Source organism: Ruegeria sp. CDSA077 (assembly GCF_059612265.1).
Map to the genome: position 1 here is coordinate 29,568 of NZ_JBXWQG010000005.1, position 16,899 is coordinate 46,466.

General features: G+C 56.0%; 14 protein-coding genes. 3 read left to right on the forward strand and 11 right to left on the reverse strand.

The genetic code is table 11. From position 1 onward, the window contains the following. Nucleotides 1-31: 31 nt before the first annotated feature. On the reverse strand, nt 32-370 hold the full coding sequence (locus tag AC2FLE_RS12055) for a P-II family nitrogen regulator (protein ID WP_496694078.1): 339 nt from the start codon (nt 368-370) through the stop codon (nt 32-34). Between the two features lie 258 nt (nt 371-628). Between AC2FLE_RS12055 and AC2FLE_RS12060 the strand changes: the two genes are divergently transcribed. Further along, nucleotides 629-2,812 (forward strand): transglycosylase domain-containing protein, encoded by a 2,184-nt coding sequence (locus AC2FLE_RS12060; RefSeq protein ID WP_496697285.1) that lies wholly within the window; start codon nt 629-631, stop codon nt 2,810-2,812. A gap of 274 nt (nt 2,813-3,086) precedes the next feature. Here AC2FLE_RS12060 and AC2FLE_RS12065 read toward each other — a convergent pair whose 3' ends face one another. From AC2FLE_RS12065 to AC2FLE_RS12100, 8 genes are all read right to left on the reverse strand, one after another. Further along, nucleotides 3,087-4,019, reverse strand: a complete 933-nt coding sequence (locus AC2FLE_RS12065) for a DMT family transporter (protein ID WP_496697287.1) — start codon at nt 4,017-4,019, stop codon at nt 3,087-3,089. 131 nt (nt 4,020-4,150) lie between these two features. Further along, the gene (locus tag AC2FLE_RS12070; protein WP_496697289.1) at nt 4,151-4,909 is read right to left on the reverse strand and encodes an alpha/beta fold hydrolase; all 759 of its coding nucleotides are present in this window, start codon (nt 4,907-4,909) and stop codon (nt 4,151-4,153) included. 362 nt (nt 4,910-5,271) lie between these two features. After that, complete coding sequence (locus AC2FLE_RS12075) at nt 5,272-6,288, reverse strand: D-cysteine desulfhydrase family protein (RefSeq protein WP_496697291.1); 1,017 nt, start codon at nt 6,286-6,288, stop codon at nt 5,272-5,274. Nucleotides 6,289-6,304: 16 nt separating this feature from the next. Then, nucleotides 6,305-7,033 carry a TSUP family transporter gene (locus tag AC2FLE_RS12080; protein WP_496697293.1) on the reverse strand — a complete coding sequence of 243 codons (729 nt, stop codon included), beginning with the start codon at nt 7,031-7,033 and terminating at the stop codon, nt 6,305-6,307. A gap of 100 nt (nt 7,034-7,133) precedes the next feature. Beyond that, the gene (locus AC2FLE_RS12085; RefSeq protein WP_496697294.1) at nt 7,134-7,877 is read right to left on the reverse strand and encodes an aspartate/glutamate racemase family protein; all 744 of its coding nucleotides are present in this window, start codon (nt 7,875-7,877) and stop codon (nt 7,134-7,136) included. A 28-nt stretch (nt 7,878-7,905) separates the two neighbouring features. Next, nucleotides 7,906-9,144, reverse strand: a complete 1,239-nt coding sequence (locus AC2FLE_RS12090; protein ID WP_496697295.1) for an NAD(P)/FAD-dependent oxidoreductase — start codon at nt 9,142-9,144, stop codon at nt 7,906-7,908. Nucleotides 9,145-9,148: 4 nt separating this feature from the next. Then, nucleotides 9,149-11,362: a TRAP transporter permease gene (locus AC2FLE_RS12095; protein ID WP_496697296.1), complete on the reverse strand. Its 2,214-nt coding sequence runs from the start codon at nt 11,360-11,362 to the stop codon at nt 9,149-9,151. Between the two features lie 80 nt (nt 11,363-11,442). Beyond that, nucleotides 11,443-12,450, reverse strand: coding sequence for a TAXI family TRAP transporter solute-binding subunit (locus tag AC2FLE_RS12100; protein WP_496697298.1), 1,008 nt, complete (start codon nt 12,448-12,450; stop codon nt 11,443-11,445). Between the two features lie 129 nt (nt 12,451-12,579). Between AC2FLE_RS12100 and AC2FLE_RS12105 the strand changes: the two genes are divergently transcribed. After that, nucleotides 12,580-13,557: a LysR family transcriptional regulator gene (locus tag AC2FLE_RS12105; RefSeq protein ID WP_496697300.1), complete on the forward strand. Its 978-nt coding sequence runs from the start codon at nt 12,580-12,582 to the stop codon at nt 13,555-13,557. A gap of 214 nt (nt 13,558-13,771) precedes the next feature. Here AC2FLE_RS12105 and leuB read toward each other — a convergent pair whose 3' ends face one another. Together leuB and AC2FLE_RS12115 are read right to left on the reverse strand one after the other, a co-directional pair. After that, complete coding sequence (gene leuB, locus AC2FLE_RS12110) at nt 13,772-14,875, reverse strand: 3-isopropylmalate dehydrogenase (protein WP_496697302.1); 1,104 nt, start codon at nt 14,873-14,875, stop codon at nt 13,772-13,774. Nucleotides 14,876-15,016: 141 nt separating this feature from the next. Next, entirely contained in the window at nt 15,017-15,910 is an 894-nt protein-coding gene (locus AC2FLE_RS12115) for a LysR family transcriptional regulator (protein ID WP_142638394.1), read from the reverse strand. 86 nt (nt 15,911-15,996) lie between these two features. Here AC2FLE_RS12115 and AC2FLE_RS12120 point away from each other — a divergent pair, with 86 nt between their 5' ends. Further along, complete coding sequence (locus tag AC2FLE_RS12120) at nt 15,997-16,896, forward strand: sugar nucleotide-binding protein (RefSeq protein ID WP_496697304.1); 900 nt, start codon at nt 15,997-15,999, stop codon at nt 16,894-16,896. Nucleotides 16,897-16,899: the final 3 nt, after the last annotated feature.

Here is a 16,899-nt window from a genome sequence, read left to right on the forward strand (position 1 = left end):
TCAGTCCTCGAATAGTGTTGAGTGGGGGCGCTTAAAGCGCCTCTTCGTTCGTTTCCCCGGTCCGCACGCGCAGGGCCTGCTCAACGTCGAGGACGAAAATCTTGCCGTCGCCGATCTTGCCGGTCTTGGCGGATTTGGTGATGGTTTCTACGATCTGGTCGGCCATCATGGCGGGCACCACGATCTCAAGCTTGATCTTGGGTACAAAGTTCACCGCGTATTCGGCGCCGCGATAGATTTCCGTGTGCCCCGATTGCGAGCCGAAGCCCTTGATCTCGGTTACCATCATGCCGCGTATGCCCGCGTCGGTCAGTGCCTCGCGCACCTCCTCGAGCTTGAACGGTTTGATTGTTGCAATAATCAGTTTCACGCTGTTCCCCTCTGCTTCCCCGGTCTGTCCGGCGTGTTTGCACCTGCAGAAAAAGAGCGTGCCGAAGCTGTGTAAGGAACGGTTCAGTGGTCAAATTCGGGAGGAATTGGTGAGTGAGTGCACAATTTTTGCACAGATTCTGCATATCGACTAAATTATAGGCGAGTTAGAGAGGGTGTATTCCGGAAATTCAGACCTCTACTTCATCGGTATAGCAGGGTATGGTGCCTCAAAACGATAACCGGGCAGAGTTTGAGCATGACTGAGTCCAGGCGCCGCAAGGCACCGCTTGTGGCGGACAAAAGATACGCGTCGAAGGGGCGAAAACCCACGGCGACCAAAGGCACTGCGAAACCCGCAGGCAAAAAGGCTGCGGCGCGCAAAACGACAACCCGCAAAAGCACACGGAGAAAGACACGCCGGAAATCCGGCGGTGGTGGTGGCTTTTTTCGCCGGTTGTTTCGCTGGGTCTGGCGCCTGATCTGGGGGGTAAGCTGGCGCGTGGGCGCTGTGGCCGCTCTGTTGCTGGCGCTGGCTGTCGGGGTTGTCTATACCTCTTTGCCTGATGTCGATGCTTTGCTAGACGGGCGCGCGCGCGGGTCGGTCACGTTGTTGGATCGGGATGGCAAAGTCTTTGCCTGGCGTGGGGATCAGTTCGGCGGGGTAATCACCGCGGACACGGTTTCTCCGTATCTGAAAAACGCAGTGGTCGCCACCGAGGACAAGCGATTCTACCGCCATTTCGGCGTCAGTCCTCGGGGTGTCGCTAGCGCTGTGCGTATCAACCTGCGCGAAGGACGCGGGCCTTTGTCTGGCCATGGCGGGTCGACGATCACCCAGCAGACGGCCAAGCTGTTGTGTCTGGGCGTGCCTTATGTGCCCAGCGAATGGGAGTCTGAGGCCGCCTATGAGGCTGATTGCCGTCAGGGATCCCTGTGGCGCAAGGGCAAAGAGGCTGTCTATGCGATCGCGATGGAGGTCAAATACTCCAAGGATGAAATCCTGACCATCTATCTGAACCGTGCCTTCCTCGGGTCCGGTGCGCGCGGATTCGAGGCCGCAAGCCAGCGCTATTTCGGGATTTCTGCCGCCGAGGTCAGCCCCTCGCAGGCGGCGATGCTGGCTGGTCTGCTGGTGGCGCCGACGCGGTATGCGCCGACAAATAACCTGCAACGCTCGCAGGATAGGGCGCAGTTGGTGATTGGGCTGATGGAGGCGCAGGGCTATCTGACCACTGCTCAGGCCAGCGGTGCCCGCAGCAGCCCGGCGCAACTGTCCGAGGCTGCGGCTGCACGCGCCGGTGGGTATTTTGCCGATTGGGTCATCACGGAACTGCCCAGCTTTTTTGGGTCCGACACCACCGATGATGTGGTGATCCGAACCACGCTGGACCAGCGCCTGCAGAAATCCGCAGAAGAGGCATTGCAATATATCTTCAAGGAAAAGGTGCGCGAAGGGTCCAAGGCGCAGGCCGCGATTGTGGTGATGTCCGCAGATGGGGCCGTGCGCGCCATGGTCGGCGGGCGCAAGACCCGCGTATCGGGCGCCTTCAACCGGGCCACACAGGCGCTGAGGCAAACCGGATCATCCTTCAAACCCTTCGTTTATGCCACCGCGCTGGAACTGGGCTATTCGCCTCTGGATACGGTGGTGGACGAGCCCTATTGCATCAATATCGCCGGTTCGGGGCAATGGTGCCCCAAGAACTACACCAACAAGCATTATGGGCGCGTCACGCTTGCTGATGCTCTCAAGAACTCGTTGAACATCCCGGCCGTGAAAGTGGCCGAGGTTGCCGGTCTGGAAAATGTCCGTACCGTCGCGAGTGAGTTCGGCATAGAAAGCAATCTGGCCGAGGGCCCTGCGCTGGCGCTGGGCGCGTCAGAAAGCACGTTGATCGAGATGACGGGGGCCTATGCCGGTATCCTGAACGGCGGTTCTGCAGTTGAGCCCTATGGGTTGACCGAGCTGAAGCTGCTGGGGGACGACGCCCCTCTGATGGCGACGAGCACCGGCATCGGTGAGCGGGTGATCAACGATAAGGCAGCCAAGCAACTGACCTGGATGATGGAACGTGTCGTGTCCGAAGGCACGGGCGGGCGCGCGAAACTGCCCGGCTGGCAGGTGGCAGGTAAGACCGGCACCACGCAGGCGGTGCGGGATGCCTGGTTCATCGGGTTCACGGCTGATTATGTGACCGGAGTCTGGATGGGTTATGACGACAACACCCCCCTGTCCGGCGTGACCGGCGGCGGGTTGCCAGCCGAGATTTGGAAAGAGACGATGGTGCGCGTGACCGAGGGGATGACGCCCACACCGCTGCCAATGCTGGCCCCCGATCCGCCCGTCCGGCAAGAGCAACCCAGACGTCAGCGCCGCAATCAGGGCAATGGGTTCGAAAATGCGATCAACAACCTGCTGAACAACATCTTTGGCAACTGATGTAGGCAAGGAAAAGTCGGCGCGCAGGGTCAGCCAATGACAGCATATGGTGCAGAATGCCCGATTTGCATCCGTATCAAGGTGAATTCCACGTCTGAACTGCTCTGCCGCTGCCAACATGGCAACTTCCGATATGCGGGACTTTCCGGCCATTCGGTTGCCCCTGCTGAATGTCCGCTACTCAAAAATAGACCCGACGCTTGGCCGGGTCAGTTGGTGACGACGAGGATCGTCACTCCTTAATGTGGTGGTCAATAGTATTCCAGAAAGCGCCTCATTCTGCTTGTTGGGACTTGCGCCTGACAAAGCGGGAAAAAAGCCGGCCGTCGGTTACAGCAAAGCCAAGGGCAATGATGGCGAACCCGACCCAAGCCTCTGGCTCCATCTTTTCACCCAGGAATGAAACGCCAAGGCCGATAGCGAACGGTGGAATCAGTAAGGTTACCAAAAGAAGGTTGGCAGCACCTGCGCGCGCAAGGATTGCGAAATAGAGAACATAGGCCAGTGCTGTTGATAGTGCGGCCATCCCAAGAAGCGCAGCCCATACGCCAGAAGACAGAGCCAAGTTTGGGGGGCCATCCATCACGAGAACAATCGGGATCATAAGCACTGTGCTGCCGATCAGCATACCAAGCGCATTCACCAGCGGTGGTTGACCCGAAAGAGCAGTCCTGCCCCATACACCGGCAAATGCATAGGAGAGCGTCGCCCCAAGAATAGCCAGCTGTGCCAGATTGCTCGGATTGAACTCGGTCAATGCGCTTGGCCCCATAATGAAGGCCACACCCAAAATACCCAGTGCAGCACCTGCTATCTTCTTCGGAGTAAAGGGCTCGTCCTTAAGAAGCAAACCCGCCACGACCGCTGCAAACATTGCTGTCGTAGCATTTAGGATTGAAGCCAGCCCGCTGTCGATTTGCGTTTGCCCCCAGAAGATCAGCGAGAACGGAATGGCGTTATTGAGCGCCCCCATTACGAGATAGGCGCCCCATACCCGAGGGGTGCGTGGAACACTCAGTCCTTTGAATATGACGATTAGCGCAAGAATAGGAACCGCCCAAAAAACCCTGTGCAATGTAATTGTAAGTGGTGGCACCTCTGACAGGGCTACCTCACCAAAAAAGAACGACCCGCCCCAAACCGCGGCGAGCAAAAGCAGCATGACGCCGGCTGTTAAATCCATTGCTGGCATGGGTTGGTTTGTCATGTCTTCTGAATCCGTCACTAACTATTACCTAACGGATTAGCTTACGTGACCGCGACACCGCGACCCGTTTCTTGCGGAAATCCAATACAAAGCCAACTTTCATCTATCCAATTGTGAACGGCTGCGTTCGCCTATCGGTGGAGTGCCTCAGCAATCATTTCTGCAAGCCTTTCGGGCTGATCAACGCTCGCCCAGTGAGTGGCGTTTTCGAGAATAATCCGATCCATCTTGTTTTCTTCCAGCCACCGGACGGTGCTGTCCGGACAGTTGTCAGGATTGTAGAGATAAATCACATTTGCCGCGCTTTGCAAAAGCTCGCCGGGCACGCAGCCTGCTGAAAAATACCGTGCGTCGGTGCCGAGTTGCCACAGCGCCAGAGTATCGGCCTTCAATACTTCATTACGATACCGTCGGATGATTGGTGCCGTTTTCGCCATTTCATCAAGCCGCTCAAGAAACGCTGCACGAAACGCAACCGGATCATTGTAGTCCGCGGCAGTTCCAGAAAAATAGGCATCTTCGGCGGTGATATTACCCTCTAGAGAAATAATGGTTGTCAAAGGACAGTCGGCCCTTTTGGCGGCCAGGGAGGCTATGATTGAAGCAACCGAATGAGCGACAATGATCTCAGCTCCGTGCTTGATCGCTTTGTCGGCGACGGTTTGTGCAAGTGCTTCAAGAGTTGTTGCCTTTGCCAGAGGCTGAGCGCCAAACCCCGGAAGATTGATGGGTAGCAAACGATAGCTGTTGGCGAGGTGGGTGTCAGCCAAATCGTCATACATGCTCGCATTGTCACCAAAGCCTGCAGCACAGAGAATGGTGGGTCTTTCATCGTTCATTTGACTGGGGTGTTTGGTCATTTCGGCTTCCAGAGCATCGTTTGCAGACATTAACACTGCTCCGCAGCATTCGACAATTTGGGCTCGTTACGGTCATCGACAGGCAGTACAACTTCACCTTTTTCAGACGAAAACCTGACCGTCGCGCACGGCCCGAAGGAGACATTCATCGTAAGTGCCGCCGCCGCAATGCGGCTTCGGCCTCTCGCTGCGCTCGCAAGATCGTTCGTCATGCGAATTCACAGATCGCGCAACAATCCTGCCGTTCCCAGCGAAGAACTCAGTTGCCACTCGCGAACCAAAGCTGACCTTGCGTATTCGCAAATCGAGCCGGAACGGGCTAAAAAAAAATCGTTTGGGTACTAAAAGTACAGCCAAGCAGGGTCCTGATCCGGATTTGTGCTTTGGACACCTCAAGCCGGGTTGCCTACTAGCTCTTTTTGATACCCGAAAAGTGCGGGCAACCCGCCCGTGTGCAGCAAAACGACTTTCTCACCTGGTTTTATCTTTCCACGTTCGATCAGGTCCAGCAAACCGGCGAATGTTTTGGCAGAATAGACCGGGTCTAGAAAAACCCCTTCGGTTCGGGCCATTTTCTCCAAAGCAGCGCGTGTTTTGGCATTCACTTTGCCATAGCCTGGCGGCAAGGCTTCATCCCAAACATCAATCCTATCCTGTAGAAAACCTGCGTCGATTTCCAGCAAGTCCGCAAGATTCTGGAGAACGGTTTTCATTCGAGCCTTTTGCTTTTCGCGATCCCGGCGCACGCAAATCCCAAACACCGAGGCAATGCTTTCTTCCAGCGCCAATCCGGTTACCAAACCGCCATGTGTTGCGCCGCTGCCTGACGGGACAACGACCGCATCGAAATCTGGCATCTGCCGGTACAATTCCTGCCCAGCGACGACATAACCCAGGGCTCCTAGGGGCGGATGATGCAGGCCAAGGTGAATAACGTAAGGTGTGCAACCTTGGGCTTTCAATTCGTCGGCGCGTGCATGCAATGCCGCGTCCGCTCCGGATTCGTCTTCGCCCTCGGGGTAACTCATTTGCTCGGCACCCAGGATTTGTGCCAGGAGTACATTTCCGGACGCATAATACTCTGATCCCATGTCCGGCACACGCTCTTCCAACTGAAGCACCGATTGCATACCCAGTTTGGCCGCTGCGGCGGCTGCAGATCGCACAAAATTGGATTGAACGGCGCCCGTGATCAGAATGGTATCAGCACCTTTTTGCTGCGCATCTCCAAGATAAAATTCAAGCTGCCGTGTTTTGTTACCGCCAAAACTAAGCCCGGTCAGATCATCACGTTTCAGCCAGAGATCGATATCCAGCTCGGCCGATAGGTTGTCCAGGTGCTCCAAAGGTGTTGGGCCAGACATGAGTTGGGCACGTGGAAATCTGTGCAGATTTTCGTTTCGTATCATCGTGTGACCTTTGAGATTAAGCCGTCATATAGGCGCGATAGAACAGAACACAGCAAGCGATCAGTGAAACCACGCGGATCGCTGCTATGACGACCGCCTGTGGCAAGTAGGAACCTGTCGCACGGCCAAGTAAACTTCCGATCAAGGTTATGGCGAGGAACCCCCATACTGACGACCCATACGAGATTGATTGTGCCCCGGACAGATTGTGCAACAAAAATGCGATGCCATATGCCACCAGCGCTATTGGTTGAACCAGCTTTGCCACCTCTTTGGCGGACCGACCCTTTGCAATCAAACCGAACACCATAAGTGGACCCGGGGTTGCCGCCCATACAGTTGCAAGTCCGGACAATCCGGTAACAGCTGAAAACCCGACGTTTCCAATTGAGCCACGCAAGGGGAGCAAGGTTGTAATCAAGCCGATTAACAACAGGCAGGCCGTCAGGGCGAGAACAAACGCCTCGCTCAAAAGGGGATAAACAATGCGGCCAGCAGCCACTCCAACGCAGCATCCAATGACCGCAGTGACGATTATCCGCCGATTGTTTTTCAGAACATGCCGGTCCGTTGCCACCGCTGACACAACGGTGTTTAGCAGAAGCAAAATGGGAACCGCCGTCGGCGTGCCAAGCATAATCATCATGGGTGGCCCCGCAATGATGCTAAATCCGATGCCAACCCCGACTTGCAGCATAGCGCCAACGCAAATAGCGGTCATCAGGATGTACAGTTCAACGGGCACTCAAACTCCTATGGATCGGGGGATTGTTGCAGGGCCACAGGTACCTTGATTGACCAGCTGAGGTCTACTTCAATTCCAACCCACCTACGGCACGGCGCGGTCAGCGCTGCCACGGCATCATTCCAGAGTAAGGTATCCGAGCGGCTACAGAATGCGCCATATGCGCCAGTGTCGTAAGGTCAAAAATGGGAAGCCGCAGTTCTTCCTGAAGGCGCGTGGCATATGGCGGCAGATCTGTACACTCCAATACCAATGACCGAATATCCGGAGCTTCAAGCATAAGACTGCGAGCGGCATCCAAGACCTCGGCTTCGATCAGATCAGTATCCATCCTCGTTCGTGCGTTCCGCAAGATCACCTCGGCGAATTCTGATGTACCTTCCAAGCCCTTCACTGCCACAGGAACACCGGCTGCACCGACACCTTCAAAATGCTGGGGCGTCAGTGCCGATGCATCCGCAGTCAGCACGCCCACTGGGGCGCTGGCCCCGGTCATGTGATAAGCCAGCGGCACCTGGATCAGGCTGGATGCAAAAACAGGAACGGAAACCGCCGCTGCCAATTCCTTTTGAAACAGGGCCAGGAAGCCACAGCTGCCGGTGATGGCACGAACGCCCTCAGCCTCAAGCCGCTTGGCTCCTTCAATGAAGGGGGTCAGTAATTCGGGCGTAGGGTTGTTCAGCAAGGTTGGGACCGTCACGCCATCGATCATCTCATACAGGACCGGAAATGGCAGGCTGGATGGGTTCTTGATATGGCCCGGCGGTTTTGGAAAATAACTTTCAAGGCACAGAACACCGATCGACGCGCCGCATATATTCTGACCGCCTTGGTAAATTGGCATTGTTATTAGACCTTTCTGACTTGAGTGTTCAAAACCTGGCCAACGAAAACGGGGCCATATCGACGTTCGGGCTGCGACCGGACACAAGATCCGCCACAAGCTCACCGGTTTTCGGGGCCATCATCAGCCCGTAATGTGAATGTCCGAACGCGGCATACAGCCCGTCTGAGCCGTTGATCGGCCCGATTGCAGGCAAACTGTCCGGAAATGATGGCCGTCGACCCATCCAGAATCGTGCCTCGCTTGTTTCGAGGTCTGGCAACATCGCCTTTGCCTGTTCGGTCAGGATTTCTTTCTTGCGCGGATCAGCGGGCGCATCGACGCTGCCAAATTCGGCCGTGCCGGCGACTCTCAGGCCGCCCAGCATCGAGCTTGCGACGACCTTTGCGTCCACATCCATGACCGAGTTGTTCAATTGGACTGAACGGTTCGGGAATTCAACGTGGTAGCCGCGCTCGGCAACAAGGGGCACTGGCAGCCCAAACGGTTTCAGCAGGTCGGCGGACCACACCCCAGCCGCAAGTATGAGCCTGGGGGCGTGCAGCGTATCCTGTGATGTTGTAATCTGCCAACTTCCATCTTGGGTCTGGATCAACTTGGAGACTTCGGTTTGTACGATCTCGGCCCCTTGCATGCGTGCTTTTTCTGCCAGAACTGCCCCCAGACGTCCTGGTGAGGTTACGCGTGCCTGACCTTTGATCACGATCGCGGCTTTGAATTCTTCTGACAGTGCAGGTTCCAGGCGATGCAATTCAGCACCATCGACAAGCTCCAGATCGCCTCCTTTTTCCTGGCGGATCAGATATCCAAGCCCATTCAGATCAGCCTGCTTCCGATGGCGAAATGCGTGAATATAGTAGCTGTCAGTGATCAGGTTTTGGTGCCCGGTGCCTTGAAGATGACGACGATACAGGTCGATAGAAGGGCGGCACAAAAGCTCCATCGCGTCCGAGATTTCGCGCACTGACCTTTCGCCGGAATTTCCCAAAAACCGCAGCCCCCAGGGGATCATTTTTGGCCAGAAACTGGTTCTGACCGAAAGCGCGCTTTTAGGATCCAGTAGCATCTGGGGAAGTGATTTCCATATGCCCGGCATCGCTTGCGGAATGATTGACCACGGCGACACTACACCTGCATTCCCGAAAGAGGTTTCCTGCCCTGGTTGACCGCGGTCAATCAGCCGAACCGGAATGTTGCGCTCTTGTAGCGACAAAGCGCAACAAATGCCGACGATCCCTGCGCCGATGATGGTCACTTGTTCAGTCATGGTTTCACGCCGGAGAGTGACTGCGGTTGCGGGCGATCAGTTGGGTGACGATGACAGGTGACGCCACGGCCAGCGCGATCAGATCAGCAGTCAGGCTGGGCGCGACAAAGATAATCCCAGCGATGGCCAACAGAATGCGCGATGCGATATTCAGCGGGCTCAACCAATACCCAACCACAGCCGCCGACAGGGCAATGACCCCGGCGATGCAACTGGTCGCGGTATAGGTGAATTCCCACAGGTTAAACCCGGTTGACGACACGAATAGCAGCACCGGCGCATAGACAAAGGCCATGGGCGCGACAACCTTCCCTAAGCCAAGGGTAAAGGCAGACAATCCTGTTCGGAACGGGTTTGAATTGGCAATCGCCGCAGCAGCGTAGGCTGAGGTACAGACCGGTGGCGTAATCTCTGACACAACACCGTAGTAAAGCACGAACAGGTGACTGGCGATGGGTGGTACGCCCAACTGCGCCAGTGCGGGCTGCGCGACGGATACCAACATGATGTAGAGCGCCGTTGTAGGGATGCCCGCGCCCATCAGAATGCAAACGATGGCAATGAAAACCAGCGAGATGAACAATTGAAGATCTTCCATGGCAAAAAACTGGAAACTGCCAAGCGAAATCATATTGTACAGATCCGACGCCAGATTTCCCGCGCCTTGCGTCACCATGAAACCGATGCGAAACCCGATACCAGTTGTGTTGATAACTCCAACCACGATTCCCACGGCTGCGGCCGCCGCGCCAACGGCCAGCGAGTATTTAACGCCCAACTCGACCGCTTGCAGCATCGCGGGCACTTCGATGCGTTTCTGCGGGTTCAGCGTCGCGACTACTGTCAAACCGCACAGGATTGCCGTCATGGTCAGGTCAAAGCCACCATCTGAGAATTTCCACAACACAAAGGCCAGAAACGCTGCTGCGTAAATCAGTGTCGGTGGGTGCTTCAGTCGCGACATGCCAGCGATCACGGCAAGCGAGATTCCACAAAAGGCCGACATGAAGGGCGTATATCCAGTGAACAAGACCACCAACAATCCGATCAGCGGCACTATATTGGCCCAGCCTTCGGCCCAAACCGCCTTGAACTGAGGTAGCTGCTCTTTGGTCAGACCTTTCAAGTTCAGCTTGCGCGCCATCAGGTGCACCACGGCAAAGACGCCAACATAGTGCAGAAGGGCCGGAAAGATCGCTGCAATCACGATCGTGGTATATGGAACCTCGAGGAATTCGGCCATGATGAAGGCGGCTGCCCCCATGATTGGCGGCGTGATCTGTCCCCCAGCCGAAGATGCGGCCTCGACACCGCCCGCAAAGTGGCCGGGGTATCCTAGACGCTTCATGTTGGGAATTGTCAGCGCGCCGGTTGATACGGTGTTGGCCACCGAAGAACCTGAGATCGTGCCGAAGAAGGCCGAGGATACCACCGACACTTTTGCCGGACCGCCGGTATAACGGCCCGCTAAAATAGTTGCATTGTCGATGAACAGCTGCCCCAGCCCCGTACGCTGCGCGATCACGCCAAACAGCACAAAATGAAACACGATGGTCGAAACAACCCAAAGGGTGACGCCATAGATGCCTTCCTGCGGGAAATACATCGACGACACGAAGGTTTTGAAGTTCACGCCGGGATGTTGCAGCAATCCGGGGAAATACGGCCCCAGCAGGGCATATGAGATAAACACACAGATGATCAGGGGCAGCACCCAACCCAAGGTGCGGCGCGCGATGTCCAGCACAAGCAGGATAATGATAACGCCCAAGATCACGTCATAGCTATTGGGGTTACCCATGCGGAACGTCTGTTCCTCGATACCCAGAAAAGGAATGCCGCGCCAGGCGACGCCAACATACAGCGCTGCGATGATCCCCAGCACCATGAAGACCAAGTCGTATAGTGGGATGTTGCCTATGCGAAACCGGCTTACTTTAAGCGCATACAGGCTTTTGGCCCCGATAATCGGGATTGTCGCGTAGACCAGAATGAACAACAGGGCCAGATAAATGCCCATGTGCCAGTGATCGGCAGGCAGGCCAAACCCGGCTGTGAAAAATTCGTAGAATGCAAAGATCAGGGCGACGACGCGCAGAACAATTCCGGTTGTCGGAGTTACCTGCCGGACGGCGGCGCCTTCGTCGAATTGTTCTTCGATTGCAGCCAGTTCCTCGGCTGTCAGCTCGTGGTCATCAAGCTTTTGTGTCACGGACATGATGGCCCCCTGATTGCGCGTATTTTGAGTACCCGGTGCTCAGATCTGAGCACCGGACATTTAAGTTTCGTGAGACAGAATTACTGAAGAAGCCCGGCTTCTTTGTAGAACTTCTCGGCACCCGGATGCAGCGGAACACCCAGCGCCTCCACGCCGTCCAACGCCGTGTCCGGTGTGATCTGCTTGCCCTTGGCATGGCCGTTATCCAGCAGCTTGCGAGTATTGTCATTCCACAGAGCTTTGGTCATCTGATAGACCAGATCATCGGACAGGTCCGAGGATACAACCAGCATCGCGCTTACTGCGGGGGTCTTCGTATCAGCGTCAATACCTTCATAGACACCGCCAGGGATGGCCGAAGGGATATAAGCCGGAATGATCTCATTGATTTTGGCCAGATCCTCATCGCTGAACGAGTGCAGATTCATACCTTTGGTCGAAGACAGCTGCACCATCGCTGCAACCGGCCAGCCTGCGGCATAGAAATAGGCATCAAGCTGACCATCGGCCAGACGTTCGGCGCTCTGACTATTGTTCAGCTCGGCCTCATCCATGTTGTCACGGTTAACGCCCCAAGCATCCAGCATCTGCAAAACGGCAACCTGCGTGCCAGAACCAGCTTGCGCGATACCAACGCGCTTGCCTTCCAAATCACTCAGATCGTTGATCGTCGAGTCGGCCGGCAGAACAAGGTGCAGGTCTTCGGGGAACAGGTTGGCCACGATGCGCAGTTTCGGATGCGGTTTGCCTTCGAATTTGCCTTCGCCCATATACATCGAACGCGTGACGTCAGCTGCAGCAAGACCCGCCTCAAGCTCACCGTTTTCAACGGCAGCGTTGTTGAAGACCGATGCAGTGGTGGATTGCGCAATTGCGATCAGCCCCGGAACACCGCACTGGCCACCTTCTTCACACGGGCGAGAGCCCGGAGGTGCTGAGATACCATTGGCGATGGTGCCACCGATGGGGAAGTAGGTGCCGCCAGCACCACCGGTGCCGATACGGAAAAAGGTCGGATCCTGCGCCAGCGCAGGTGCGGCCAGCGCGCCCGCCAATGCTAGACCAGTCAAGCATTTTACAATTTTCATTGTCATCTCCCTTGTTGGAATTTCGGTTTCGGTTTTCCCAAACTTCGATCCTGCAAGCGTAGAGACAAATTGCATAAATACAAATTTGTTATATTTCACTAAACTAAATTTTTACTTATACTTAAATATATGAACCTGACCCAGCTAACTGTATTTCGTGAGGTGATGGAGACCGGCTCCATCTCTCAAACAGCCAAGAAACTGAATCGGACGCAGCCTGCAATCAGTCTTGCGTTGAAAAACCTTGAAAAATCTCTGGGCCTGATGCTGTTCGAACGTAAAGGACGGCGTTTGGTGCCGGTTCCCGAAGCGCATTATCTTTTGGCAGAAACGACAGGCATTCTTGACCGCCTCGCGTCGATCTCCAACACCATGGAAGGTCTCATCAAAGGGCATGCCGGAAGCTTGAATATTGCAACGATGCCTGGTCCATCTGCCTTTTTGTTCCCGCGTTTCATAAGCCAGTCAGTTGGCGAAAACCCCGAAATTCGCATAACACTTTCCACTCGCAGCTCACCTCAGATTATGGAGCTTGCGGGATCACAAAACATCGACTTCGGCTTTGCTGACTTCGAGCATTCAACCGGTAAAGAACCCCAATACTCCGCCGAGCTTATCCAGGCAGATTGCTTCTGTGCCCTTGATCGCGATCATCCGCTATCATCGCGCCAGAGCTTGGCCTTATCAGACCTGGATAGAACGCCAATGGGCGGCCTGCATCCTTCACACCCGTTTCAACGAAAAATCCGGCAGGAGTTTGAAAATGTTGCCGCTGAATACAACCCAACGGTAACTTGCCAGTACTTTCTGCCATTAATCCCCTTTGTGAGTTCAGGACAGTGTTGCAGCATCGTAGATCCGCTGACAGTTGCGACTGAGCGTGAACTTAACTTCTCGAATGGCAAAGTGGTTTTCTTACCCTTCACGAAACCGCTCAGATATGAGTATGCCATCCTCGAACCAAACCACCGACCACCGTCCCAATTGGCACTACAGACCAAAGCGGGATGGAAGGCAGAAGTATTGAGGATGTTGGATGGTGTGAAGGCAAACCCCCTTTCCTTTTGGGTAGATGAAGCAGGGACAGAGCATAATAGATCACAATAGACCAAACGATCTGAAAACCAATTCTTGTGTTTGGCTACTGCGTGACCAAAAGCCGGCATTCATGCATGTTGCAGCATTCGTGACTTTGGGCTCAAAACAGACTAGCGACGTCCGCGGCAAGAGCCCGAGCAGACTACGTGCCAGTGATCCACGCCATCGGCTATAGTTGGGCGGCGCATCTGGCGCCGCCTCTATTTTCGGGTGTGACCTCTGATCAGAGGCTGTCGTCCAACGCCGCCAGAATCGCGTCGCCCATTTCCGTGGTGGAAACCGGCGTGACCCCTTCGTCGGCCAGCAGGTCGCCGGTGCGGACACCATCGGCCAGGACTTTTTCGATCGCGGCTTCCAGACGGTCAGCCTCGGCCCCCTTATCGAAGCTGTAGCGCAGTGCCATGGCAAAGCTCAGGATACAGGCGATGGGGTTGGCCTTGCCTTGACCGGCGATATCGGGAGCGGAACCGTGGACCGGCTCGTACATCGCCTTGGGGCGGCCATTGGCCATTGGTGAGCCCAGGGAGGCGGACGGCAGCATACCCAGTGAACCGGTCAGCATCGCGGCACAGTCGGACAAGATGTCGCCAAACAGGTTGTCGGTGACGATCACATCAAACTGTTTGGGCGCACGCACCAGCTGCATCGCGCCATTGTCGGCATACATGTGGCTCAGCTCGACCTCGGGATAGTCCTGAGCGACCCGGTTTACGACTTCGCGCCATAGAATGCCGGATTCCATGACATTGGCCTTTTCCATCGAGCACAGTTTCTTGTTCCGGCGCATCGCCAGTTCAAAGGCCGAGCGTGCGGCGCGTTCGATCTCGGATTCGGTATAGCGCTGGGTGTTGATGCCGACGCGTTCATTGCCTTCCTCGAAGATGCCGCGCGGCTCACCGAAATAGACGCCCGAGGTCAGCTCGCGCACGATCATGATATCCAGACCGGCAACGATGTCTTTCTTCAGCGACGAGAAATCCGCCAGCGCGTCAAAGCATTGTGCCGGGCGCAGGTTCGAATACAGGTCCATCTCTTTGCGCAGCCGCAGCAAGCCGCGCTCGGGCTTGAGACTGAAATCCAGATCGTCGTATTTGGGTCCACCAACAGCACCCAGCAGAACTGCGTCCGCCTCCTGCGCCTTGGCCATGGTTTCGTCCGACAGCGGTTTGCCATGGGCGTCATAGGCGGCACCGCCGACCAGATCCTCGCTCACGTCGAATTCCAGGCCGCGCTTGGCACCGAACCAGTCGATGATACGGCGCACTTCGGCCATGACTTCGGGGCCAATTCCGTCTCCGGGCAGGATGAGGAGCGAGGGGTTGGACATGAAGGATCTCCTTGCGTTTGACAGCAAAGGCCCTAGCGCCTGCGCCGCATCGGGTCAATGAGACGAACCGGCCTAAACGCAGGTTCTGCACGGGAAATCGGGTTTCCGTGCCCTTGCTACGTCACGGATAGTGTGAATCAGTCAGAGATCGGCCTTTATCCCTTCGGCCAACATATCCCAGACTCGTCGGATTCGTGTCGTTTGCCGCATCGCCTGCGGTGCGGCAAGCCAAACCGGCAGCGCAGGGATTTCGACGTTTATGTCCAAAACCTCTACCTCTGGGTCGGCCTCGGCAACTCTCACGGCGCTAAAACCGATACCGCAGCCCGCGCGGACCAGTTCCCAATAGGCAGTCTGAAAGTCGCAGCGTGTGGCAAAGCTGTCCCGGTTCACCGGCCAGCCCATTTCGCGCATGCCGATAATGATCTGCTCGTTCGCATCAAACCCGACAAGGTCATGGCTCAACAGATCGTCGGGAGAATTGGGGCGGCCGGCACGATCCAGATAGGACCGGCTTGCGCAAAAGCACAGTCTGATTTCCCCCAGATGTTTCGTGATGATGTCCATCTGTTCCGGCCGAAACATCCGCACTGCGATATCGGCCTCGCGGTAGAGCAGGTTCTCGGTGGCATCGGTGGCGACCAGTTCCAGTTGTATCGCGGGTTCTGCTGCCCGTATTTGGGCCAGAATCGGCGGCAGCAGGTGATGAGAGGCAAAGACCGACGCGGTGATGCGCACCGACCCTTCCAATTCCTGAGACTGGCCTGCGGCCGTCAGGCTGAACGCGTTCATGGCTACGTGCATCTGTTGCGCCATCGGGAAAAGCTGCGCTCCGACTTCACTTAGCTTCAAGCCCCGCGCATGCCTGTCAAACAGCGAGACGCCAAGCTCATCCTCAAGTGCGTGGATCTGGCGACCCAGGGTGGGCTGGCTGCGGTTCAACTGCCGGGCAGCGGCAGACAAAGATCCGGTTTCCGCTACGGCCAGAAAGCTTTGGATCAGAGACCAGTCAGAGTGGGTGATAGATTTGTCCATTCAAAAATGAATACACGTTCTGCGTTTGGCGGCAATTCCTGAATTGAACTGAATGGCTCATATTAGATGGACAAGAGGAGGCTTATATGACGGGAACAGTCCTTATTCTGGGTGCGACGGGTCGGTTTGGACGCAATGCCGCAATAGCTTTTCGCGAGGCGGGCTGGACCGTACACTGCTTTGATCGCAAGACGCAGGACCTGAAGCGATCTGTCGAAGGGGTGGATGTTGTCGTCAATGCCTGGAATCCGGCCTATCCGGACTGGGCGCGACAAGTCCCCGAACTGCATCGTGACGTGATCAATGCGGCAGCGGATCACGGTGCAACTGTGATCCTTCCCGGCAATGTCTATGTTTTTGGCGCGCAAACGCCGGGGCCATGGTCGGGTGCAACACCGCATGCGGCGCAAAATCCCCTGGGCAGGATCCGGGTTGAGATGGAAGAAGCCTATCGAAAATCCTCGGTAAGAACGATTCTTCTCAGGGCAGGTGATTTTATTGACACTTGCGCCTCGGGGAACTGGTTCGATCAGGTTATGATCAAGCCTTTGGCACGCGGCAAGATGGTTTATCCCGGTCGCCCGGATATCCCACACGCCTGGGCCTATCTGCCCGACCTGACCCGAGCGGCCGTTGCGTTGGCTGATATCCGCCAGGACCTTCCCCGTTTCTGCGAGGTTCCTTATGCCGGGTTTACCCTGACCGGCCGGGATATTGCGCAATCTTTGTCGCGGGTAACCGGTGCCGAAATAGCTGTCAGCCCAATGAAATGGTGGCCGATTCAGGCACTGCGGCCCTTCTGGAAGTTGGCGCCACATCTGGTTGAGATGCGCTATCTATGGGATCTGCCGCATAGTTTGGACGGCGCATTCTTTGGCGACCTTATCCCTGGATTTCAGACGACCGACTTGGACACGGCGATGGCTTCTGCGATCCCGAAAACAGCCAAGCAGAACGCGACCTTGGTCAGAACTGCCCGGGCCTGACCA

Excerpts from the sequence above, each read along its gene's own strand:
- AC2FLE_RS12070 (WP_496697289.1), bottom strand. The coding sequence starts at position 4,909 with ATGTCTGCAAACGATGCTCTGGAAGCCGAAATGACCAAACACCCCAGT.
- AC2FLE_RS12060 (WP_496697285.1), top strand. The coding sequence starts at position 629 with ATGACTGAGTCCAGGCGCCGCAAGGCACCGCTTGTGGCGGACAAAAGA.
- AC2FLE_RS12095 (WP_496697296.1), bottom strand. The coding sequence starts at position 11,362 with ATGTCCGTGACACAAAAGCTTGATGACCACGAGCTGACAGCCGAGGAA.
- AC2FLE_RS12075 (WP_496697291.1), bottom strand. The coding sequence starts at position 6,288 with ATGATACGAAACGAAAATCTGCACAGATTTCCACGTGCCCAACTCATG.
- AC2FLE_RS12065 (WP_496697287.1), bottom strand. The coding sequence starts at position 4,019 with ATGACAAACCAACCCATGCCAGCAATGGATTTAACAGCCGGCGTCATG.
- AC2FLE_RS12105 (WP_496697300.1), top strand. The coding sequence starts at position 12,580 with ATGAACCTGACCCAGCTAACTGTATTTCGTGAGGTGATGGAGACCGGC.
- AC2FLE_RS12090 (WP_496697295.1), bottom strand. The coding sequence starts at position 9,144 with ATGACTGAACAAGTGACCATCATCGGCGCAGGGATCGTCGGCATTTGT.
- AC2FLE_RS12100 (WP_496697298.1), bottom strand. The coding sequence starts at position 12,450 with ATGAAAATTGTAAAATGCTTGACTGGTCTAGCATTGGCGGGCGCGCTG.
- AC2FLE_RS12120 (WP_496697304.1), top strand. The coding sequence starts at position 15,997 with ATGACGGGAACAGTCCTTATTCTGGGTGCGACGGGTCGGTTTGGACGC.
- AC2FLE_RS12085 (WP_496697294.1), bottom strand. The coding sequence starts at position 7,877 with ATGCCAATTTACCAAGGCGGTCAGAATATATGCGGCGCGTCGATCGGT.
- AC2FLE_RS12115 (WP_142638394.1), bottom strand. The coding sequence starts at position 15,910 with ATGGACAAATCTATCACCCACTCTGACTGGTCTCTGATCCAAAGCTTT.
- leuB (WP_496697302.1), bottom strand. The coding sequence starts at position 14,875 with ATGTCCAACCCCTCGCTCCTCATCCTGCCCGGAGACGGAATTGGCCCC.